The organism is Niveispirillum sp. (assembly GCF_052437035.1).
GTDB lineage: Bacteria > Pseudomonadota > Alphaproteobacteria > Azospirillales > Azospirillaceae > Niveispirillum.
The window spans coordinates 729521-747927 of the sequence record NZ_JBQVOH010000001.1; the positions used below are offsets into that span (position 1 = coordinate 729521).

Consider the following 18407-nt stretch of genomic DNA (forward strand, 5'->3'; position numbering starts at 1 on the left):
AATTGGTATCTCCTCTCTGGAGCGGGGTACAACAATTAATATCTTCATTCTAAGCAACGAATATTCAAGCGACGAGCTTACGAAATTCGTGACTCAGGCTATTCGAGGGGGCAACAGTGAATAACGCCCATGTCCTGCGAGCAAAGTCGAATAGATTGCTGGCTGAAAAGCTTGCAGCAGAAGGTCTCTATCTTGACGCGCTCGAAGCATACAATGCAGCTATAAATTTTTATAGAGAGTTAGCTGAAAAAGATCCGAAAGCAGTTTCCGATCTAGCAGACTCTCTAAACAACGCCACGGCCACACTTTCGGCACTTGGTATGCGCGAAGAGGCGTATCTTGCTTCCCAAGAAGCGCTTCGTCTGTACCGTCGTTTGGCGACATCTCGACCCGATGCCTTCCTTCCTGATCTCGCGGGTTCCCTTAACAACTTGGCGGTTACGCTCTCAAACCTTGGTCGGCGGGAAGAGGCAATTACTGCTTCCGAGGAAGCGTTGGGCCTGTATCGTCTTTTGGCGGAATCTCAACCCGATGCCTTCCTTCCTGATCTCGGGCGAACGATGAATAGTCTAGCCACGACTCTCTCTGAAACAGGCAGGCGGGAGGAAGCACTTGTAATCGCAGAGCAGGCGCTCGCCCTATATCGTCATTTGGCATCATCCCAGCCCGATGCATTTTTGCCCGATCTCGCAGGTTCGCTTAATAACCTTACAGCTACTCTGTCGGCGCTTGGACGGCGGCAAGAGGCGCTTATGATCGCCGAAGAGGCTTTAAGCTTGCACCGTCAATTGGCGGCATCCCGGCCTAAGGCCTTTCTTCCCGCTCTTGCTCGGACGCTTAATAATTTTGCTGCGACTCTTTCTGAAACAGGCCGGCGAGAGGAGGCAGTAGTAATCGCTAAGGAAGCGCTCGGCCTTTACCGTCAATTGGCTGCGTCCCATCCTGATACTTTCCTGCCTGCGCTTGGGCAGGCACTTAATAATCTGGCCGCTTTTCTGTCTGAGACAGAAAAGCGGGACGAGGCGGTTGCGATCGCTCAGGAAGCAGTTGCAATCAACGAGAGAACCCTTGGGCCGGATCATCCGTCTACGGCTCGAAGTCTGAACAATCTTGCCAACCTCCTCCAATCCTTGGGCGATCTAATGGGTGCACGGGCGTTGCTTGAGCGTGCGCTTCGGATCAATGAAATGGCCCTTGGGCCGGATCATCCTTCTACCGCCGCAAGTCTGAACAATCTTGCCAACCTCCTCCAATCCTCTGGAGATCACAATAAAGCAAAGATATTTTACAAACGCGCATTAGACATATACAAGAGGACTCTTGGCAAAAATCACCCATATTCTAAGAATATCGAGAAAAAAGTTTCCGGACTTCGAGGTTATTTGCACAAATGATCGGAATTAGCATTTACAATGTGCAATAATTACTATTGTTTAATTTTTCGTCTTCCAATGTTTGATTGGGATGGAAAGTAATTTCTCTGCTGGACAGGAAAAGGTTTGATGGATTGACTTCTTAGCACAGAATACACCATCGTCGGTCCAAATCCCGCCCGTCCGCTTCCGGCCCCCTAACTCGTCATTTGAAGTGCGACAGAAAGGGAAGCACGCCCTCACAGGCGTGCCCCCTAACCCAACCTCCTACCTCTTCAAATACCGCTGCTCCAGCGCCCGCGCCCTGGTCTGCAGCGATTGCTCGGCCCCATTCACGAACACCTTTTCCGCCAGGACCGTGGGTTCCAGCGGGTCGCCGGCCCACAGGACCAAGTCAGCAGGTTTGCCGACCGCGATCACGCCCGCGTCCTTGACCCCGAACAGGGCGGCGGGGCGGCTGGTGATGGCGGCCAGCGCCTTGTCGCGGGGCATGCCGTAGGCGACGGCGGTGCCGGCCTCGAACCGCACCTGATTGGCGTAATGGCCGTCTGCGGTTGACGTGATGATGACGTTCACCCCGGCCTTTTCCAGCAGGGCGGCGTTTTCCAGGCGGGCGCGCTGTATCTCGAACCGGTTGGGGATGTTGGTGGTGGGTTTCATGATGACGGGCACGCCCGCCGCCGCGATCTCCCCGGCCACGATCCAGCCTTCCTCGGCCCCCAGCAGGACCAGTTTCAGCTTTTCCTCGCGCGCCAGACGCAGGGCCAGGCGGATGTCGGCGGCGCGGGAGACGGCCAGGAACAAGGGTGCCTCGCCACGGGCGACCGGCAGCAGGGCCTCCAGATCGGCGCGGGACAGGCTGTAATCGCGCGTCCCGCCCTGGTTGAAGGCGGCCTTGTTGGCGGCATAGTGGCGGGCGTCGTCCAGCGCCTCTTTCAGGATGGCGACGGACAGGCTGCGGCTGCCGCCGGCATTCTTGGCCGCACTTTCGCCAAGGGGCAGGGCCACGCCGATCCGGCTGCGCACCACGATGTCGGGGGCGGCACCGGTATGGATGATGGCCGGCTGTCCGTGGAACAGCGGCTCCTCCACATGGCCCGCCGTATCCGCCTCATGCGCGTGCGCCCCGTCGCCAAAGGCGGCGGCGGGCATGATCACGGCGCGGGTGACACCACCCAGACGCGCCAGCGGCAGCAGGCTGCTGGCCGGGTTAACGGCGTAGGAGGGGTCATAGGCGACGGCAAAGTCCTTATTCTCGGCCTTGCTGTCATTGGTCTGTTCAACGGCGCTCACCTCCTCGATCCCGATATCGCTGCTGGATACGAACAGGCCGGGGGTGACGGTCTTGCCGGTTCCATCGATCACTGTCGCCCCGGCGGGCACGGCGGCCCCGGTGCCGGCGGCGGTGACGATGCCGTTCTGGATGACAATGGTGGCACCGGGCAGCGAGGCACCGGTGCCGGTGACCAGGGTCGCGCCCTGGATGGCAATGGTCTGCGCCCCCGCCGCCGCCGTCAGGGCCAGGGCGAAGGTGCTGCCCAACAGGGCCTTCTTCATCATGTTCATCACTTCACCCCCGCCTTGAAGATCTCGGCCCCGGACTGCCCCAGCTCAAAATCGGAGCGGGGTTCGGCCGGCGGACGGGCGCGGTCATGCATCAGCACACCGTCGATATAGACCAGATCGGCCAGCGTATAGATGGAGAAGGGGTTGCCGTTCCAAACCACCACATCGGCCATCTTGCCGGGTTCCAGGGTGCCGGTCTTGTCCAGCACACCAATGGCCTTGGCGGGATTGGCGGTGATCCAGGTGATCGCCTCCTCATCCTTGATATCCAGGCCCAGGTAACGGCCTTCGGCCAGGGCCTGGGCCGTTTCCTTGTTCAGATGCTGGATCAGCGTCTCGTCATCGGAATGGATGACGGCGCAGGCCCCGGCCGCATGCACCATGGCGGCATTGGCCGGCACGCCATCATAGCTTTCCATTTTGAAGCCCCACCAATGCGCCCAGGTGGCAACACAGGTGTCGCCTTCCTTCAACAGGTCGGGGATCTTGTACGCCTCTGTCGCGTGGTGGAAGGCCTTGATCGAATAGCCAAATTCCTTGGCGATATCGAGCATCACCGACATTTCATCGGCGCGGTAGCAATGGTTCTGGATCAGGATATCGCCGCGCAGGACGCCGGCCAGCGTATCCAGCTGCAGGTCGCGCTTGGGCGGATCGCCCGGCCCCTTGTCGCCGTCGCCGCCCTTCTTGGCCTTGTCGTAATAGGCGTCCCATTTGCGGCGATACTCCGCCGCCTCGATCCAGGCCTTGCGATAGCCGGCCACGTTGGACATGCGGCTGGCAGGCGCGCGGCCCTTGCCGCCATAGACGCGCTTGGGATTCTCACCGCAGGCCATTTTCAGCCCATAGGGCGCGCCGGGGAACTTCATCTCCTGCACATTGCGGGCGGGCACATTCTTCAAGGTGACGCTGCGCCCGCCGAACAGGTTGGCGGAGCCGGGCAGGATCTGAAGCGTGGTGACGCCGCCGCGAAGCGCGCGTTCGAAGCCGGGGTCCTGCGGCCAGACGGAATGTTCGGACCAGACCTGGGCCGTGTTGGGGTCCGTCGCGTCATTGCCATCGGAATGGGCCTGCACCGCCGGGGCGGCATAGACACCCAGGTGGGAATGCATGTCGATGACGCCAGGCGTGATGTAACGGCCTGTCGCGTCCACGATGGTGGCACCGGCGGGCACGGGCAGGGCGGCGCCCACCGCCTCGATCTTGCCATCGCGCAGGATGACGGTGCCATTGTCGATGCGCTGTCCCGTGCCGGTCAGCAATGTCGCCCCGGTCAGCGCCACCAGACCGCTGGCCGCCGGCTTATACCGGCTGGGGAAGGGGTCGCGGTTGGCGGCGGGGTCCAGGCCCTGGGCCAGCCCCGCCTTGTCGTCGCCCTTGTTCTTGTCCTTGGATTGGTTGGCCGCCTGTCCCGTGGCACATCCAGCCAGCACCAAGGCCAGCCCCGCCACCATCCAGCGACCGGTCCGCGACCGCGCCATTGCCCCACCCCATTGTTGCCATTGAAACAATGGGGGTGAGTGTGGGGATGGTTTACCAGACAAGTCAACGGCTTGGGGTGTAACGGGATTGTAACGGAATGTGTTGGTCTGTGGCGGCGCGCTCACCCCACCAGCGCATCGCGCGCCAGATCCAGCATGGGCAGGAAGGCCGTATGCTCCTGTGCCCCAGCCAGCGCGTAGCGGCGGTCAAAAATATAACAGGGCACGGCCTGTACGCCCAATTGCCGGGCTGTGGTGTCGGCCCCCTTGATGGCGGCGCGGTCGGCCTCGCCGTCCAGATAATCGCGCGTCTCGTCGGCGTCCAACCCCTGTTCCACAGCGATGGCGACCAACGTCTCCAGATCGCCGATATCCAGCCCGCGCTGAAAATGTGCCGCGAACAGGGCCATGGCGACCGGTGTCGCCTTGGCCCAGCGTTCGGCAAAGCGGATCAGGCGGTGGGCCTGCAATGTGCTGGGGATACGGCGGATCAGGTCCTGGCGCAGCATCAGACCTTCCCTGGCCGCTGCCTGTTCCACAACGGCATGCATCTGCCGCACCCGTTCCGGACCGCCGAATTTCACCGTGAAATAGAGGTTGCGGTCCATGCCTTCCGCCGGCAGGTCGGGGTTCAGCTGAAACGGCATCCAGCGCAGGTCAACGCGCACGCCCGGCCGTTCGGCCAGCGCCCGGTCCAGCCGCACCTTGCCCAGGAAACACCAGGGACAGATCAGGTCCGAATAAATCTCGATCAGCATGTCCGCCCCGATTCCCCCTGTCACACCATTACCATAACCCGAAATGAAGGGGCGGGCGAGGGGGCGGCACCGCGCAAGAGTCGTTGCGCCGTCAACCGCACGGGTCCATGCTGTTAAAAATTTGTGACGGTCCGGTGGGTGGGGACCCAGGATGACAAAAATACTGACCGCACCGCAATTGGCATCCGCCTTTGTCGGCCACGCCACGCTGCTGCTTGCCGTCAACCTGACCCATGATCTGGACCCCGTGCTGGCAGGTTTCCTGTCGCATGAGGTGCCGGCGGCGGATGAATTGCTGGATGATCAAGTGCTGATCGGGCAGGTGATCCGCGCGCCGCGCGGCGATATGCGCCTGGAACGCACGCTCGCCTGGCTGGAACAGGTCTGGTTTAATCTGGCCGACCGGTCGGCGGTGCATCCCCTGGTTTGTCAGGAACTGGATGCGCGCCGCCATTCGCCGGTGATCTTCGATCTGGATGAAGGCCTGATCCGGGCCGCCAACCTGCTGGACCTGCTGGTCCGGCAATGTGCAGGGCTGAAGGATATGTCGGCGCTGGCCGGCATCCTGTCGCTGCTGCGCCAGTGGCAGGGGGACCGGCGGCGTGAAACCCTGCTGGAACTGGAGCGGCGCTGTCTGCCGGCGCTGGAGGGGGATGATGGCACGCCCGCCGCCGAACAGGTGCGGCGCATCCGCTTCCTGGCCATGGAAGGTGCGTTGCCAGCGGATGAGTATCTGGGCCTGCATTTCGATCCGCAGGCGCTGCCCGACTGGGACATGGCCGAACTGACCCGCCTGATCCGCACCCGCTATCCGCTGCTGCGCCGGTCGGACGTGGAGGCCATGGTCGCCGCCCGCACAATGGTGGCGCGGGCGGCGGTGGCTTAGGTTTTTACTGCGCGCTCAGCGCCGTGGCCAGGGCCTGCGCCTCGGGCCGGTAGAAATGCCGGTCCACCAGGATGGCGCGGGGTTCGGTCTTCTGGCCGTAGAACTTGTCATTGAATTCATTGCGCGGGGCGATGACAGAGCCTTCGACCGCCATGCCACCGAACAGGCCGCTGGTCTTGGCATAGACATAGATATCCGCCGACAGGCCGACGCCATAGGAGGCGCCGACGCCGGTGCCCAGTTCGCCGATGGCGACATTGGCGTCGGCCCCCAGCTTCACCTTGCGGTCGATCACGGCATCCAGACCCTTCTGGGTCATGATCACCATCATCATTTCCGACGCCTGCCCGCCGAATTGCAGACCGAAGCTGGCCTCTGCCAGGGTGTAGAAGGCGGGTCCGCTCCACGCCCCATCATCGCCGCGCGCCACCATCACGCCGGTGCCGCCGCCGCCGCCTACAAAGAAGCCGGCCTGGATGACATTGGGCAGAATCAGGACGGCGCGCGCTCTGCCTACCAGGGTCTTCAGATCCTTGTATTGCGGATCGGTCAGCAGGGTCAGTGCCGTGACACGCGCCCGTTCCACCATCAATTCGGGTTCCGTCAGGGCCTGGGCCGGGCGCACCAGGGCGGACACCGCCAGGGTCAGGCCGAACAGGGCCATCACGAAACGCTTCATTTCTCCGCTCCCTTATCTCGCGAACATGATCTCAATGCCCGCAATGCCTAATCAAAGCAAGCGGCCCCGACATGGCGGAATATTGGCACCGATAAGGCGCCATTGCCCGTCGCCATCGCCCAGGGCCAGATGGTCCATCCGGAACAGGTGCCAATGATCAACCGCCACTGACAGCACCCCCGCCGGTGACAGGCCCAGCGCCAGCGCCAGGGCGGCGCGGATGGGGCCGGCATGGCCGACCATCACGATGTCGCGTCCGCGATGGGTCTGCGTCTCCCGCATCACCGCCGCCGATACCCGTCGGCACAGGTCCGCGAAGCTCTCACCGCCCGGCGGGGCGTTGCCGGCAGGGTCCTGCCAGAAGCGCTCCGCCATCTCACGCTCGCTGTCCCAGATTTCGGCATGGGTGCGACCGTGCCATGATCCGAAATCCTGTTCGGTGAGGTCGGGCACGCAAAGAGTGGGTTGATCGGGTGCCAACGCCGCCGCCGACCGCCCGCTGCGCGATAGGGGTGTGGTCAGACAGATGGCGTTGTCGGGCAACCAGGACCGCGCACCCTCAATCATTCCGGTATCGGAAAGATCGGCATCCGCATCCATCTGTCCGGCAATGGTGCCCGGCGGCAGGGACAGGGGCGCATGGCGCACCCACCACCAGCGGGTGACAGCGCCATCAACACTCATGTCGAAGCCGGAATGACGGCGGCCAGGGCCAGAAGGAAGCCGATTTCGGCCATTTGCTGCCCGGCACCCAGCACATCACCCGTGACGCCGCCGATCTGCCTTTTCGACAGCCGCGCGACACCCCAGACGGCGCCAGCGGATATGGCCATGACTGACAGGCTGATCATGCCGGACGCCAAATGCAGCTTGTTCAGCGCGGTTGCGGCGAGCGTGAAGCCGATCAGCAGGGCGACCAGGGCGCGGGCGCTGTCGGGCCGTCCCTGGTCCGCCGACACACCTTTCAGGCGCGCATCGGGCAGGGCCAGCTTCACCAGCGGCAGCAGCCCGCGTGAGAAGGCGTGCGCGCCGATCAAGGCCAGCGCCACCGTACGCGGGTCGGCCAGGGTTGCCATCACGCCGACACGGGCCAGCACCACCAGGATCAGGGCCATGGAACCATAGGTGCCAACGCGGCTGTCCTTCATGATGGACAGTTTGGCTTCCTTGTCCCGCCCGCCGCCGAATCCATCGGCGACATCGGCCAGCCCATCCTCATGCAGGGCGCCGGTGAGCCAGGTCAGGGCGGCAACGGTGACGATGGCCGCCAGTAGCGGTGCCAGACCCGCGAAATTCAGCGCCCAATACAGCATGCCGCCCGCCACACCGATCAGGCATCCCACGATGGGGAACCAGGAAAGGGCACGGCGGTTCAGGTCGTCCGGCCAGTCGCCCTTCCAGCGCAGAGGCAGGCGGGTCAGGAAGATGGTGGCCGCCATGAATTCCGCGAGCGGTTGGGGCCTGTGCTGCTTTGTTGCATCGCTCATGACATCGGTATAGGCCAGTGTGGCTTTCACCGCCAGCACCGTTCCGGCACCCGCGCAGGGGGCCAGACGGTAACCATGATACAATCGCTTCAGGAACGTCCCATGTCCGGCCATCACGACCATTCCCATCACCACCACGATGATGAAGGCCTGCCCAGCCTGGAGGAAATCCGCCGCGTGCTGGCCGACCTGCCGGGGCCCGACCTGGAGGCGGCGACGGCGGCGATGCAGCGTGAACAGAGCCTGCTGAAGCCGCCCGGCGCGCTGGGCCGGCTGGAGGAGCTGGTGCAGTGGCTGGCCACCTGGCAGGGCAAGGCGCCGCCGGAACTGACCCACCCGCGCATCGTGATCTTCGCCGGCGCCCATGGCGTGGCACAGCGCGGCGTTTCGGCCTATCCGCCCGCCGTGACGGGGCAGATGGTGCAGGCCTTCATCAATGGCCATGCCGCCATCAACCAGCTGGCCGAACTGCACGATGCCGACCTGCGCGTGCATGAGATGGACCTGGACCATCCGACGGCGGACTTCACGGCTGGCCCGGCGATGAGCGAGGAAATCTGCGCCCGCGCCGCCGCCTATGGCATGATGGCCATCGAACCGGGTTTGCACCTGCTGTGCCTGGGCGAAATGGGCATCGGCAACACAACGTCGGCATCCGCATTGTGCGCCGCCCTGTTCGGTGGGGCCGCGTCGGACTGGGTTGGCCCCGGCACCGGCGTGGACAGTGAAGGCATCAAGCGCAAGATCGCGGCGGTGGAGGCCGGGTTGGCCGCCAACCCGTCGGCCCTAACCGATCCGTTCGAGGCGCTGCGCTGCCTGGGCGGGCAGGAACTGGCCGCCATCATGGGCGCCATCATCGCCTGCCGTCTGGCCCGTGTACCGGTGGTTCTGGACGGTTTCGCCTGTACTGCTGCCGCCGCCGTCCTGTACAAGGCCGATCCCAAGGCGCTGGACCATTGCATTGTGGCCCATCGCAGCGCAGAGCCGGGCCATGCCCGCCTGCTGGCCGCCATCAACAAGCGCCCGCTGTTCGAATTCGACATGCGGCTGGGTGAGGCATCGGGTGCGGCGCTGACCATTCCCGTCCTGCGCTCTGCCCTTGCCTGCCACCTGAACATGGCGACGTTTGCCGAGGCCGGAGTCAGCGGCAAGGGGGACAAGCCGGCGGGTTCGGTGCATTAAGGATCAAGCCATGACCTCCATCATCATCGACCGCGCCTTGCGTGCCAGTTGCCAGACCTTTCTGCATGGGCATGGCCCGATCACGCCGCGTGTGTGGATGGAACGGATGCTGGCCATGCCGGAGGTGGAACTGGCGGGCGATGAGTACAATGCCGGCCCCGGCATCGACCTGTTGCAGGGCCAGGTGGCGGAATTGCTGGGCAAGCCGTCCGCCCTGTTCTTTCACAAGGCGGTGGTGGGACAGCAGGCGGTGCTGTTCGCGCATCGCGAACGCACGGGCCGGCGGCTGGTCGCCGTTCATCCCAGGAGCCATATTGCAGTGGACGAGTCGGACGCGGTGGAGCGGCTGTCCGATCTACGGCTGGTGCGGATCGGGCCGGATGACGCGCCCTTCACGCTGGCCGACCTTCAGGGGGTAAAGGAACCGCTGGCTGCCGTGGTGGTGGAACTGCCGCTGCGCAATGCCGGCTTCCGGGCGCCGTCCTGGGACGAGCTGGTTGCCATATCCGCCTGGTGCCGGGAGCAGGGGATCGCGTTGCACCTGGATGGGGCGCGCCTGTGGGAAACGCAGCCCTTTTATGGACGGTCACTAGCGGAGATCGCGGCCCTGGCCGACAGCGTCTATGTCAGCCTGTATAAGGGATTGGGCGCGCCGGGTGGCGCCCTGATCGCGGGGGAGGCGGCGTTTCTGGACACGCTGAAACCCTGGCGGTCGCGCATGGGCGGCAATCTTTATACGGCGTTCCCTTATGTGCTGGGTGGGCTGTACGGGTTGCGTCATTTCCTGCCGCGTATGGGCGATTATCATGCCCATGCCGTTGCCCTGGCCGAGGCGCTGTCCACCTGCGATGCCCCTTGGGCCGCCGACCGGGTGATGTGCAATTCTTTCCGGCTGGTCTGGCCGGTGGCGGCTTCGTCCCTGGCCGCGGCGCTGGAGCGTATGGCGCGGGAGGAAGGCATCTGGTGCTTTGGCCGTGTCATCCCCCTGCCGGTACGGGGTCATTGCTGCACAGAGATGGTGGTGGGCGACGCGACGATGGCGCACGACCCGGCCGCCCTTGCCGACCGCTTCGCCCGGCTGCTGACCGTCGCACGCGGTTGAACGCATTGGCGCCATCCCACACCGCTGGGTGACCCGTCCCCCAACCCATGCTAAGCAACCGCCGCCAAACGGCAGCAGCAGGGGGATAGAGCCATGAAGATTCTGGTCGTGGGTTCCGGTGGTCGCGAACATGCGCTGTGCTGGGCCATCAAGCGCTCCCCCCTGTGTGACGCCCTCTACTGTGCCCCCGGCAATGCCGGGATCAAGGATGTGGCGACGCTGGTGCCGCTGTCGGCCAATGACGTGACCGGCATCACCGCCTTTGCCACCGCCGAAGGCATCGACTTCGCCGTTGTCGGGCCGGAGGAGCCGCTGGTCTTAGGCCTGGCCGACGCGCTGCGCGCCGCCGGTATCCCCACCTTCGGCCCGTCGCAGGACGCCGCCGCCCTGGAAGGCTCCAAGGGCTTCATGAAGGATGCTGTGGCCCGCTTTGGCGTTCCCACTGCCGCCTATGGCCGCTTCACCGACATGGGGGCCGCCAAGGAATTCGTGGCCCGGCACGGCGCCCCCATCGTGGTGAAGACCGACGGTCTGGCTGCCGGCAAGGGTGTCACCATCTGCCAGAGCGTGGATGAAGCCTATGCGGCCATTGAGGAGGCCATGGTCGGTCGCCGCTTTGGCGATGCCGGGGCCGAACTGGTGATCGAGGAATTCCTGGATGGGGAGGAGGCCAGCTTCTTCGCCATCTGTGACGGCACCAATGCCGTGGCCCTGGCTGGTGCGCAGGATCATAAGCGCGCCTATGACGGCGACCAGGGCCCCAATACCGGTGGAATGGGCACCTATAGCCCGGCCCCCGTCCTGACGCCGGCCATCGAGGCGCGGATTATGGAAGAGATGATCCTGCCGACCGTGCGGGGCATGGCGGCAGAGGGTAAGCCCTTCATTGGCGTGCTGTTCGCCGGCATCATGGTGGTGAATGGGCCGGATGGGCAGCCGGTGCCTAAGCTGCTGGAATATAATGTCCGCTTCGGTGACCCGGAATGCCAGGTGCTGATGCGCCGCCTGAAATCCGATCTGGTGCCGCTGCTGCTGTCGGCGGCCAAGGGCGACGTGTCGGGCCAGGTGCCGGAATGGCACGACGAGGCGGCCCTCTGCGTCGTCATGGCCGCCGAGGGGTATCCGGGCGACTATCTGAAAGGCACCCGCATCGGCAATCTGCCAGCGGCGGGACAGGTGGATGGTGTGGAGATTTTCCATGCCGGCACCAAGGAAGGGGCCGATGGCGCCATCCTGGCCAATGGCGGTCGTGTCCTGGGCATCACCGCCATTGCGCCGCGCGTAGCCGATGCCCGCGCCAAGGCCTATGAGGCCGTGGATCGCATCGACTGGAAGCAAGGTTTCTGCCGCCGCGACATCGCCTGGCGCGCCATGGCGCGGGGGCTGTAACGCTGGGGAAGGGGGTTATCCCTTCCGGTCGAACATGCCCATGGCATAGGCGGTGTGCAGGGCCAGCGGCCCCATCCAGCCGACCAGCGGCCAGAAGAACCAGACCCTGTCCGGCGTGATGAAGAAATTCAGCGGCACGATGATGACGGCGAAGAAAAAATAGGCCAGCAGGTGGTTCAGCAACTGGCTGCGCCGCTTCTTGACGGTAGGATGCGTGTCGGGAAGGGGCATCTCTGGGGCTTTCCGTTACGGGTAATTGGATTGCCGCGCAGAATAACGCCAATGCCGTGGGATGCCAGTGCCGATCATGGTTGATCGGCTGGCTTCCCCTGGGCCACAATCGCGCATATCCCCTTGATCCAAAAGCAGCCGCCATGGACCTCAACCGCATCTTTGCCCAGGCCGTCTCCCGCCAGAATGATGGAAGCTGGGCAGAGGCCGAGAAACTGTACCGGCAGATCGACAAGCTGCGCCCCGGCATGGCGCCGGTTTCCTGGAATCTGGGCCTTGTCCTGAAGGCGCAGGAGAAATGGGCCGAGGCCCTGACGGCCTTTGAGAAGGCGGGAAAAGCCGATCCGAGTTTTCGGGGTCTGAACTTCAATATCGGTTTGTGCCACCAGAAACTGGGGCGCATGGACGAGGCCAGGGTTTCCTTTGAGAAATCTGTGGCGATTGAGCCGGATGACCCGGTTGGCCGCTTCAATCTGGCGGCCGCCTACCGTGAGCAGGATAAGCTGGAAGAGGCGTTGGAGCAGGTGGGCCAGGCCCTGGCCCTTAAGCCCGACTTTGTCGAGGCACAGCTTCTCCACTCCAAGCTGCGCACCCGCATGCTGCCGCTTTGGCATGTGCCCATGGTCAATGATGCGCCACGCAACGACGCCTATGAGGCGGCGATCAAGGCGCAGGTGAAGCCGGGCGATCTGGTGCTGGAGATCGGCACCGGCTCTGGCCTGCTGGCCATGATGGCGGCACGGGCCGGCGCGCAGGTGATTACCTGCGAGGCGGTGCCCTGGATCGCGGAGACAGCGCGGGCGGTGATCGCCGCCAATGGCCTGTCGGACAGGATTACCGTGGTGAACACCCTGTCCACGGCGCTGCAGGTCGGCGGTGTGCTGCCGCGCCCGGCAGATGTGCTTTTGTCGGAGATCGTAGCCAGCGACTTCCTGTCCGAACGGATCATCCCGGCGGTGGCCGATGCGCGTGCCCGTCTGTTGAAGCCCGATGCCCGCATCCTGCCGGCGCGCGGCGGGGTGCGCTGCGCCTTGGCGGGTGGCGCCTTACTGGAAATGCATCTGTTCACGGGGCCGACCAGCGGCTTCGATCTGTCGGCCTTCAACCGGCTCTATCCCCGGTCTGTGCGTTATGACGCAAGACTGGTGCAGCCCGTGGCATTGTCCGTCGCCGCAGATCCGTTCACGTTTGATTTTACGGGGGGGCCGATTCCCGCGTCAGAACAGGTACGTTTAATTCTGCCCGCCAATGCCGAGGGGCGTTGTGCGGCCCTGGCGCAGTGGGTCTGGCTGGATTTCGGCGATGGCGTCACATTTGAGAACAGCCCGTTTGTCGACAGCCCGGCCAGTGGCTGGCAACCAGGATTCTATCTGCCGGATCGCCCGTTCGATGTGAAGCGGGGGCAGGGGATCACCATTGATGCGCTGCATGACAGCTTCAATGTCTGGATGTCATTTCATCCCTGATCGATGATGGTATCCGTTTGGGAAACGGCCTGAGCGCGGCGAAGTTTGCTACATCGACTTACAACGAAACCAGGCTGGTTTTATTGTAAGTATCCATCATGGGTTTTATTGGGATTAGTTCCAAGAAAAAGGCCCCGGCGACATGGTCGCCGGGGCCTTTGAACGGTGCTGTGAAGGTTCAGTCGCCTTCGCCCTCGCCATAATCGCGGATATCAGCAGGGTCCCAGATTGCACCGCGGCGGCGGCGACCACCAGCGGCGGCGGCGGCAGCAGCAGCGCCATCGTCGGTGGCTTTCGGCTGACGCTTGCTGCCGGGTACGGGGCCACGGCGACGAGGTGCTTCGATGGCGGGCGCCGGGTTCGTCGTCTCGGCGGGGGCCGTATATTGGCGGTTTGCGGCGGCGGCCGCCGCCGCTTCTTCATCATATCCAGCGTTCGGGGATACCGCGCGTAGAAGCGAACCAACGGCATCCGCAACTTCTTCCGGCGCCGATTTCCAGGCGCGCAGCAGGTCGAGTTCGCGGCGGGACAGGATGGGGGAGGAGCCTTCGGCGGTTGCAGCGAAGCTTTCCGGCGGGCGACGCATATCGGGTACGTCCAGCCCGTCGAAGAAGAATGTCAGCGGAACATCCAGAATATCAGCAAGCCGATAAAGCTTGCCAACCGAGACGCGATTTGATCCTCGCTCGTATTTCTGAACCTGCTGGAAAGTAATGCCCAAGGCCTTTGCAAGGTCGGACTGGCTCATGCCTAAGAGGCCGCGACGAAGTCTTATACGGCCGGCAACATGGTTCTCGATCACTGTCTCAAGGGCAGCGACCGCTGCGTTTTTGCTCCGTCTCGGCATAGAACTCTATTGCCCCCTATTCCGCGTTCCTGTGAAACACCTGGCCACGCGAACTGTTCCGTGGCGGCAGGCAATCACTGTTCTTTGCATCTTCCCGACATCGGGGCGGCATGGCGCCCCTGACGTCACAAACTGCAATCAGGCTTCCGTTGGTGGTCAGACCAAAAACCGCTTACGCAAGTATGCGGCCCAAAGTGCCGTCATGCTATGGTATGGTAATATCAGCGATTTCGGCCCGACTGTCCATCACTTGTATGTTTGTGACATACATAGGCGAATCTGGTGGAGCAGTTAGGGGCAGCAAAACCGTGACGCCTCGCAAATCCTACAGGATAAACCTCCCTTCGGTTGTTCTGGACTGGCAATTGAGCAACTAATCGCCGCAATATATCCAACGCGAACTGCCAAGGCGGGGGCTTCGAAGCCCTTGCGGGTATTGAACGACAATTATACTACCACATCTGTGCCGTTTGTCGATAAACCAACTTCGCGAATCCGGAGATTGAACCGATTTGCCGCATCCTACTCCAAATAACGAAATTCCGTGACGAAAATCCGGAATTCCGCAGGGCAGTCAAGCAGCATTTTCAATATTGCTGACCAGAAGTGTGGCGGCCATGCCGTAGACCTGCCGTTCGCTGCGCAGGACGCCCAGCCATTCACGTAGGCTTTCGGTCACGAAAGTCCCGTGTTCCTTTGCAATCTCCGCCTCTGTCTCGGTGATCAACCGGTCGAGCAGACGGGCATGGACCAGGGCGGCCTCGCGGATATGCTGGGTAATCGGCTGGGCCGGCATTGAAGGCTCCGGACGGCGGGAATGATGGCAAAGCTGTGACCATCATCGCCCGCCGCCCGGTATTTGGCGCGCGGAAATAGGGATTAGTCCCTTCGTGATCAGCCGTTGGTGGCAGCGCCGCGTTCCAGATCCAGGGTCATGCGCATGGACGGGTGCCCCAAACGGGCCCGGTACAGATGCACATTTTCCAGAACACGCTGAACGTAGTTCCGAGTCTCATAGATCGGCATGGTTTCGATCCAGTCGATCACATCGACTCCGGCCCCGCGCGGATCGCCATAATCACGCACCCAGCCCGCAACGCGCCCCGGCCCGGCATTGTAGGCGGCGATGGCCAGGACATAGGAGCCGCCGAACCGGTCGATCATGTCGGCCAGATAGGTGGAACCTGTCTCCACATTATAGCGGGGGTCGGCGGTCAGGCGATTGGCGGTGGTGCTGGTCTTTGGCTGCTGTTTGGCCGGTGGCTTCTTCGCCTTGGCGTCCTTGCCATTCTTGGCCGTCTTGGATGGGGTGGCAGCGGGTTTCGCGGGGGCAGAGGCGCGGTTCACGCCTGCTGCCGTGGTCGGCATCACCTGCATCAGGCCGCGTGCGCCGGCGGAGCTGACGGCATCCGCCACGAAATTGCTTTCCTGACGGATGATGCCATGGATCAGGGCCGCCTCTGGTCGCGCCGGCGGCTTCATGTCCAGCAGCGGGAAGCCGGCATGGCGCAGCACGAAACCATCCTGCCACGCCGCACGGGAGGTGGTGACGGCCAGATCCTTGCGTTTAAGTGCCACGGCTAGTTCACCCACCATCCGGTATTCCTCACCCGTCTTGGCGTCCAGCGACAGTTTGCGGATGAACAGGGTGGTGCGGTCGCTGTTCGCCCCCTCAATCCGGGCCAGCAGCCGGGTGACGCGGACCATATCGCGTTTATCAAAGGCCCGGCGCTGTTCGTCCGTCGGCTCCGGCTCCACCGGCAGGGCACTGCCAGGCGGGCGTTCCAGATGGTCGGCGGCCAACAGGCCATAGAAGGTGCCGCCATAGGTGGTGGCCGTATCATACCAGGTGGCGGCGCGTTCCTTGTCGCCCATTGCCTCCAGCGCACGGCCCGCCCAATAGGCACCGCGGGAGCGGCTGACGGGGGAACTGGTGCCCCGGAACAAGGCCTCGAAATGCTTCAGCGCCTGATCGGGCTGGTTCAGCTTGCGCAGGGCCAGCCAGCCGGCCAGGAACTCCGCCTGCGCGAAACCCAGCCCATCCCTGGTGGCGTGGCCGGACACCAGTTCATAAGCGCGGGCATATTGTTCTTTCTCCATCAACCGGCGGGCCAGGATATGGCGTTCCACCCACCAGTCAGCGGCATGGGCCTGTTCTTCTGCCGGTTTGGAGGCCAGCACCTCCATGGCGCCGTCATCCATATCTTTGCGGCGGCGCCAGCGGGTGCGGTCATACTGGAGGCCGGGATCGTTCTGCAGGCTGGCCGGCACCCGGCGCAGGGCACCGTCAACACCGGGCGATTGCGCCGCCATGGCGATGCGCGCTTCCGCCACGGCCTGACGGCCTGGATCGACCAGCGGCATGACGCGCCGCGCCTCGTCGATCCTGTCGGCCCAGATCAACTGGTCCAGGCGCGCGGCATGGTCGCTGGGGCGCAGCAGCCCGACATAGCGCTGGCGGTAATCCCGCTCCTCCTGCGCGCCGAAACTGCCATTGATATAGCGGTCGCGGATCAGCTCGATGGCCCTGTCCGACGATCCCGTCTCCATCAGCGCATCGGCATAACGGCCTAGCCCCACCAGCGTCAGCGGCGGGTTCTTCTCAAACCATTCGCGGACCTGCGCGTAGGGCATGTCCGACGGCATCTTCGCCTCGGCATTGCGGCGCAGAGCGGCCTGGTTGGGCCAGTCGGGATGACGCTTCATGAAGCCGGTGATGGCTTCCCAACTGGCATCGGTCCCACCCTGGGTCAGGGTCATCCACAAGATCAGCTGTGAGGCCAGATCGTCCGGCGCGCGGCGGACAAGGCGCTGCGCCTCGTCCATTTTGCCCTGGTCGGCGGCGCGCAGGGCCTGCTTATAGATGCCGACATCACTGGTGGTACCGGCGGCCCGTGCCAATCCGGCACCGCCAAGCCCGATACCCAGGCAGAGCAGCATCGCCGCCAGGGCACGGCCTGCCGCCTTGTTTCGGGGATTGCGGCTGTTTAAGGTTCGCGCCTTCATTCGTTCTGACCGGAGTGTCTTGCCATGTTCAAGGGTTCCATCGTCGCACTGATTACGCCGTTCCGTGAGGGGAAGGTGGATGCGGTCGCGTTCAAGGACTTCGTGGACTGGCAGATCAAACAGGGGACCCACGGCGTGGTTCCCGTGGGTACGACCGGCGAATCGCCGACGCTCAGCCATGAGGAACATCGTCTGGTCGTCTCCCTGACCGTTGAGGTGGCGAAGGGCCGGGTGCCCGTGATCGCCGGCACCGGTTCCAATTCGACCGAAGAGGCCATTGCCCTCACCCGTCACGCCAAGGAGGCCGGTGCCGACGCCGCCCTGGTGGTCACACCTTATTACAACAAGCCGTCGCAGGAAGGTCTTTATCAGCATTACAAGGCCATCCATGACGCCGTCGATCTGCCCATCATCATCTACAACATCCCCGGCCGCAGCGTCATCGACATGTCTGTCGCAACCATGGCGCGGCTGGCGAAGTTGCCCAACATCGTGGGTGTGAAGGACGCGACGGCCGATCTGGCCCGCCCGCTTCGCACCCGCGTCGAAATCGGGCCCGACTTCTGCCAGCTTTCGGGCGAGGATGCCACTGTTACAGGCTTCCTGGCCCAGGGTGGGGTGGGTTGCATCTCCGTCACGGCCAATGTGGCGCCGGCGCTCTGCTCGCAGTTGCATGAGGCGTGGCAGCGTGGCGATCTGGTCGAAATGGCCCGTATCCGCGACATCCTGCTGCCGCTGCATCAGGCCATGTTTGTGGAGACCAGCCCGGCCCCGGTGAAATATGCCGCCAGCCTGCTGGGCAAGGCCACCCCGGATGTGCGTCTGCCGCTGGTGCCGTGCAGTGCGGAAGGCCGCACGGTGGTCGAGGCCGCGATGCGCAAGTCTGGTCTGATCTGATCGGCTGATTTCATTGAACTTGCCGAAGCGTGCCCCCATAACAGGGGGCACGTTTTG

General features: G+C 63.5%; 17 protein-coding genes. 7 read left to right on the plus strand and 10 right to left on the minus strand.

Going from position 1 to position 18407, the window contains the following annotated elements; translation table 11 throughout:
* Nucleotides 1-116 precede the first annotated feature (116 nt).
* Nucleotides 117-1394, plus strand: coding sequence for a tetratricopeptide repeat protein (locus ACT6Q8_RS03510; protein ID WP_444739339.1), 1278 nt, complete (start codon nucleotides 117-119; stop codon nucleotides 1392-1394).
* Nucleotides 1395-1640: 246 nt separating this feature from the next.
* Here ACT6Q8_RS03510 and ACT6Q8_RS03515 read toward each other — a convergent pair whose 3' ends face one another.
* The 3 genes from ACT6Q8_RS03515 to ACT6Q8_RS03525 all read right to left on the minus strand — a co-directional run bounded on the left by ACT6Q8_RS03515 (nucleotide 1641) and on the right by ACT6Q8_RS03525 (nucleotide 5178).
* Nucleotides 1641-2939, minus strand: coding sequence for an amidohydrolase family protein (locus ACT6Q8_RS03515; protein WP_444732653.1), 1299 nt, complete (start codon nucleotides 2937-2939; stop codon nucleotides 1641-1643).
* Nucleotides 2939-4420 carry an amidohydrolase gene (locus tag ACT6Q8_RS03520; protein WP_444732654.1) on the minus strand — a complete coding sequence of 494 codons (1482 nt, stop codon included), beginning with the start codon at nucleotides 4418-4420 and terminating at the stop codon, nucleotides 2939-2941. The genes ACT6Q8_RS03515 and ACT6Q8_RS03520 overlap by 1 nt, the downstream gene beginning before the upstream one ends.
* 122 nt (nucleotides 4421-4542) lie before the next feature.
* Nucleotides 4543-5178 carry a DsbA family oxidoreductase gene (locus ACT6Q8_RS03525; protein WP_444732655.1) on the minus strand — a complete coding sequence of 212 codons (636 nt, stop codon included), beginning with the start codon at nucleotides 5176-5178 and terminating at the stop codon, nucleotides 4543-4545.
* A gap of 151 nt (nucleotides 5179-5329) precedes the next feature.
* Here ACT6Q8_RS03525 and ACT6Q8_RS03530 point away from each other — a divergent pair, with 151 nt between their 5' ends.
* On the plus strand, nucleotides 5330-6064 hold the full coding sequence (locus tag ACT6Q8_RS03530; RefSeq protein ID WP_444732656.1) for a hypothetical protein: 735 nt from the start codon (nucleotides 5330-5332) through the stop codon (nucleotides 6062-6064).
* 4 nt (nucleotides 6065-6068) lie between these two features.
* Here the strand turns inward: ACT6Q8_RS03530 and ACT6Q8_RS03535 are convergent, their stop codons facing one another.
* Genes ACT6Q8_RS03535 through cobS form a run of 3 tightly spaced genes read right to left on the minus strand, consistent with a single transcriptional unit; the run spans nucleotide 6069 to nucleotide 8344 of the window.
* Complete coding sequence (locus tag ACT6Q8_RS03535; RefSeq protein WP_054167231.1) at nucleotides 6069-6743, minus strand: lipid-binding SYLF domain-containing protein; 675 nt, start codon at nucleotides 6741-6743, stop codon at nucleotides 6069-6071.
* 51 nt (nucleotides 6744-6794) lie between these two features.
* Nucleotides 6795-7427, minus strand: coding sequence for a histidine phosphatase family protein (locus ACT6Q8_RS03540; protein ID WP_444732657.1), 633 nt, complete (start codon nucleotides 7425-7427; stop codon nucleotides 6795-6797).
* Nucleotides 7424-8344, minus strand: a complete 921-nt coding sequence (gene cobS / locus ACT6Q8_RS03545; RefSeq protein WP_444732658.1) for an adenosylcobinamide-GDP ribazoletransferase — start codon at nucleotides 8342-8344, stop codon at nucleotides 7424-7426. Before cobS ends, ACT6Q8_RS03540 begins: the two co-directional genes overlap by 4 nt.
* On the opposite strand from cobS, the gene cobT reads away from it, so the two are divergent.
* From cobT to purD, 3 genes are all read left to right on the plus strand, one after another.
* Entirely contained in the window at nucleotides 8333-9412 is a 1080-nt protein-coding gene (cobT, locus tag ACT6Q8_RS03550) for a nicotinate-nucleotide--dimethylbenzimidazole phosphoribosyltransferase (protein ID WP_444732659.1), read from the plus strand. The genes cobS and cobT overlap by 12 nt on opposite strands.
* 10 nt (nucleotides 9413-9422) lie before the next feature.
* Nucleotides 9423-10514, plus strand: a complete 1092-nt coding sequence (locus ACT6Q8_RS03555; RefSeq protein ID WP_444732660.1) for a threonine aldolase family protein — start codon at nucleotides 9423-9425, stop codon at nucleotides 10512-10514.
* Between the two features lie 93 nt (nucleotides 10515-10607).
* A complete protein-coding gene (purD, locus tag ACT6Q8_RS03560) occupies nucleotides 10608-11903 on the plus strand; it encodes a phosphoribosylamine--glycine ligase (RefSeq protein WP_054167236.1) in 1296 nt (431 codons plus the stop codon).
* Nucleotides 11904-11918: 15 nt separating this feature from the next.
* Here the strand turns inward: purD and ACT6Q8_RS03565 are convergent, their stop codons facing one another.
* The gene (locus ACT6Q8_RS03565) at nucleotides 11919-12134 is read right to left on the minus strand and encodes a 2TM domain-containing protein (RefSeq protein WP_054167237.1); all 216 of its coding nucleotides are present in this window, start codon (nucleotides 12132-12134) and stop codon (nucleotides 11919-11921) included.
* Between the two features lie 143 nt (nucleotides 12135-12277).
* On the opposite strand from ACT6Q8_RS03565, the gene ACT6Q8_RS03570 reads away from it, so the two are divergent.
* Nucleotides 12278-13600 (plus strand): tetratricopeptide repeat protein, encoded by a 1323-nt coding sequence (locus ACT6Q8_RS03570; protein ID WP_444732661.1) that lies wholly within the window; start codon nucleotides 12278-12280, stop codon nucleotides 13598-13600.
* A 178-nt stretch (nucleotides 13601-13778) separates the two neighbouring features.
* Here the strand turns inward: ACT6Q8_RS03570 and ACT6Q8_RS03575 are convergent, their stop codons facing one another.
* The 3 genes from ACT6Q8_RS03575 to ACT6Q8_RS03585 all read right to left on the minus strand — a co-directional run bounded on the left by ACT6Q8_RS03575 (nucleotide 13779) and on the right by ACT6Q8_RS03585 (nucleotide 17453).
* A complete protein-coding gene (locus ACT6Q8_RS03575; protein WP_082372157.1) occupies nucleotides 13779-14447 on the minus strand; it encodes a helix-turn-helix domain-containing protein in 669 nt (222 codons plus the stop codon).
* A 574-nt stretch (nucleotides 14448-15021) separates the two neighbouring features.
* Nucleotides 15022-15243, minus strand: a complete 222-nt coding sequence (locus ACT6Q8_RS03580; RefSeq protein WP_054167240.1) for a hypothetical protein — start codon at nucleotides 15241-15243, stop codon at nucleotides 15022-15024.
* 98 nt (nucleotides 15244-15341) lie between these two features.
* On the minus strand, nucleotides 15342-17453 hold the full coding sequence (locus ACT6Q8_RS03585; RefSeq protein ID WP_054167241.1) for a lytic transglycosylase domain-containing protein: 2112 nt from the start codon (nucleotides 17451-17453) through the stop codon (nucleotides 15342-15344).
* A gap of 24 nt (nucleotides 17454-17477) precedes the next feature.
* Between ACT6Q8_RS03585 and dapA the strand changes: the two genes are divergently transcribed.
* A complete protein-coding gene (gene dapA / locus ACT6Q8_RS03590; protein WP_054167242.1) occupies nucleotides 17478-18350 on the plus strand; it encodes a 4-hydroxy-tetrahydrodipicolinate synthase in 873 nt (290 codons plus the stop codon).
* Nucleotides 18351-18407: the final 57 nt, after the last annotated feature.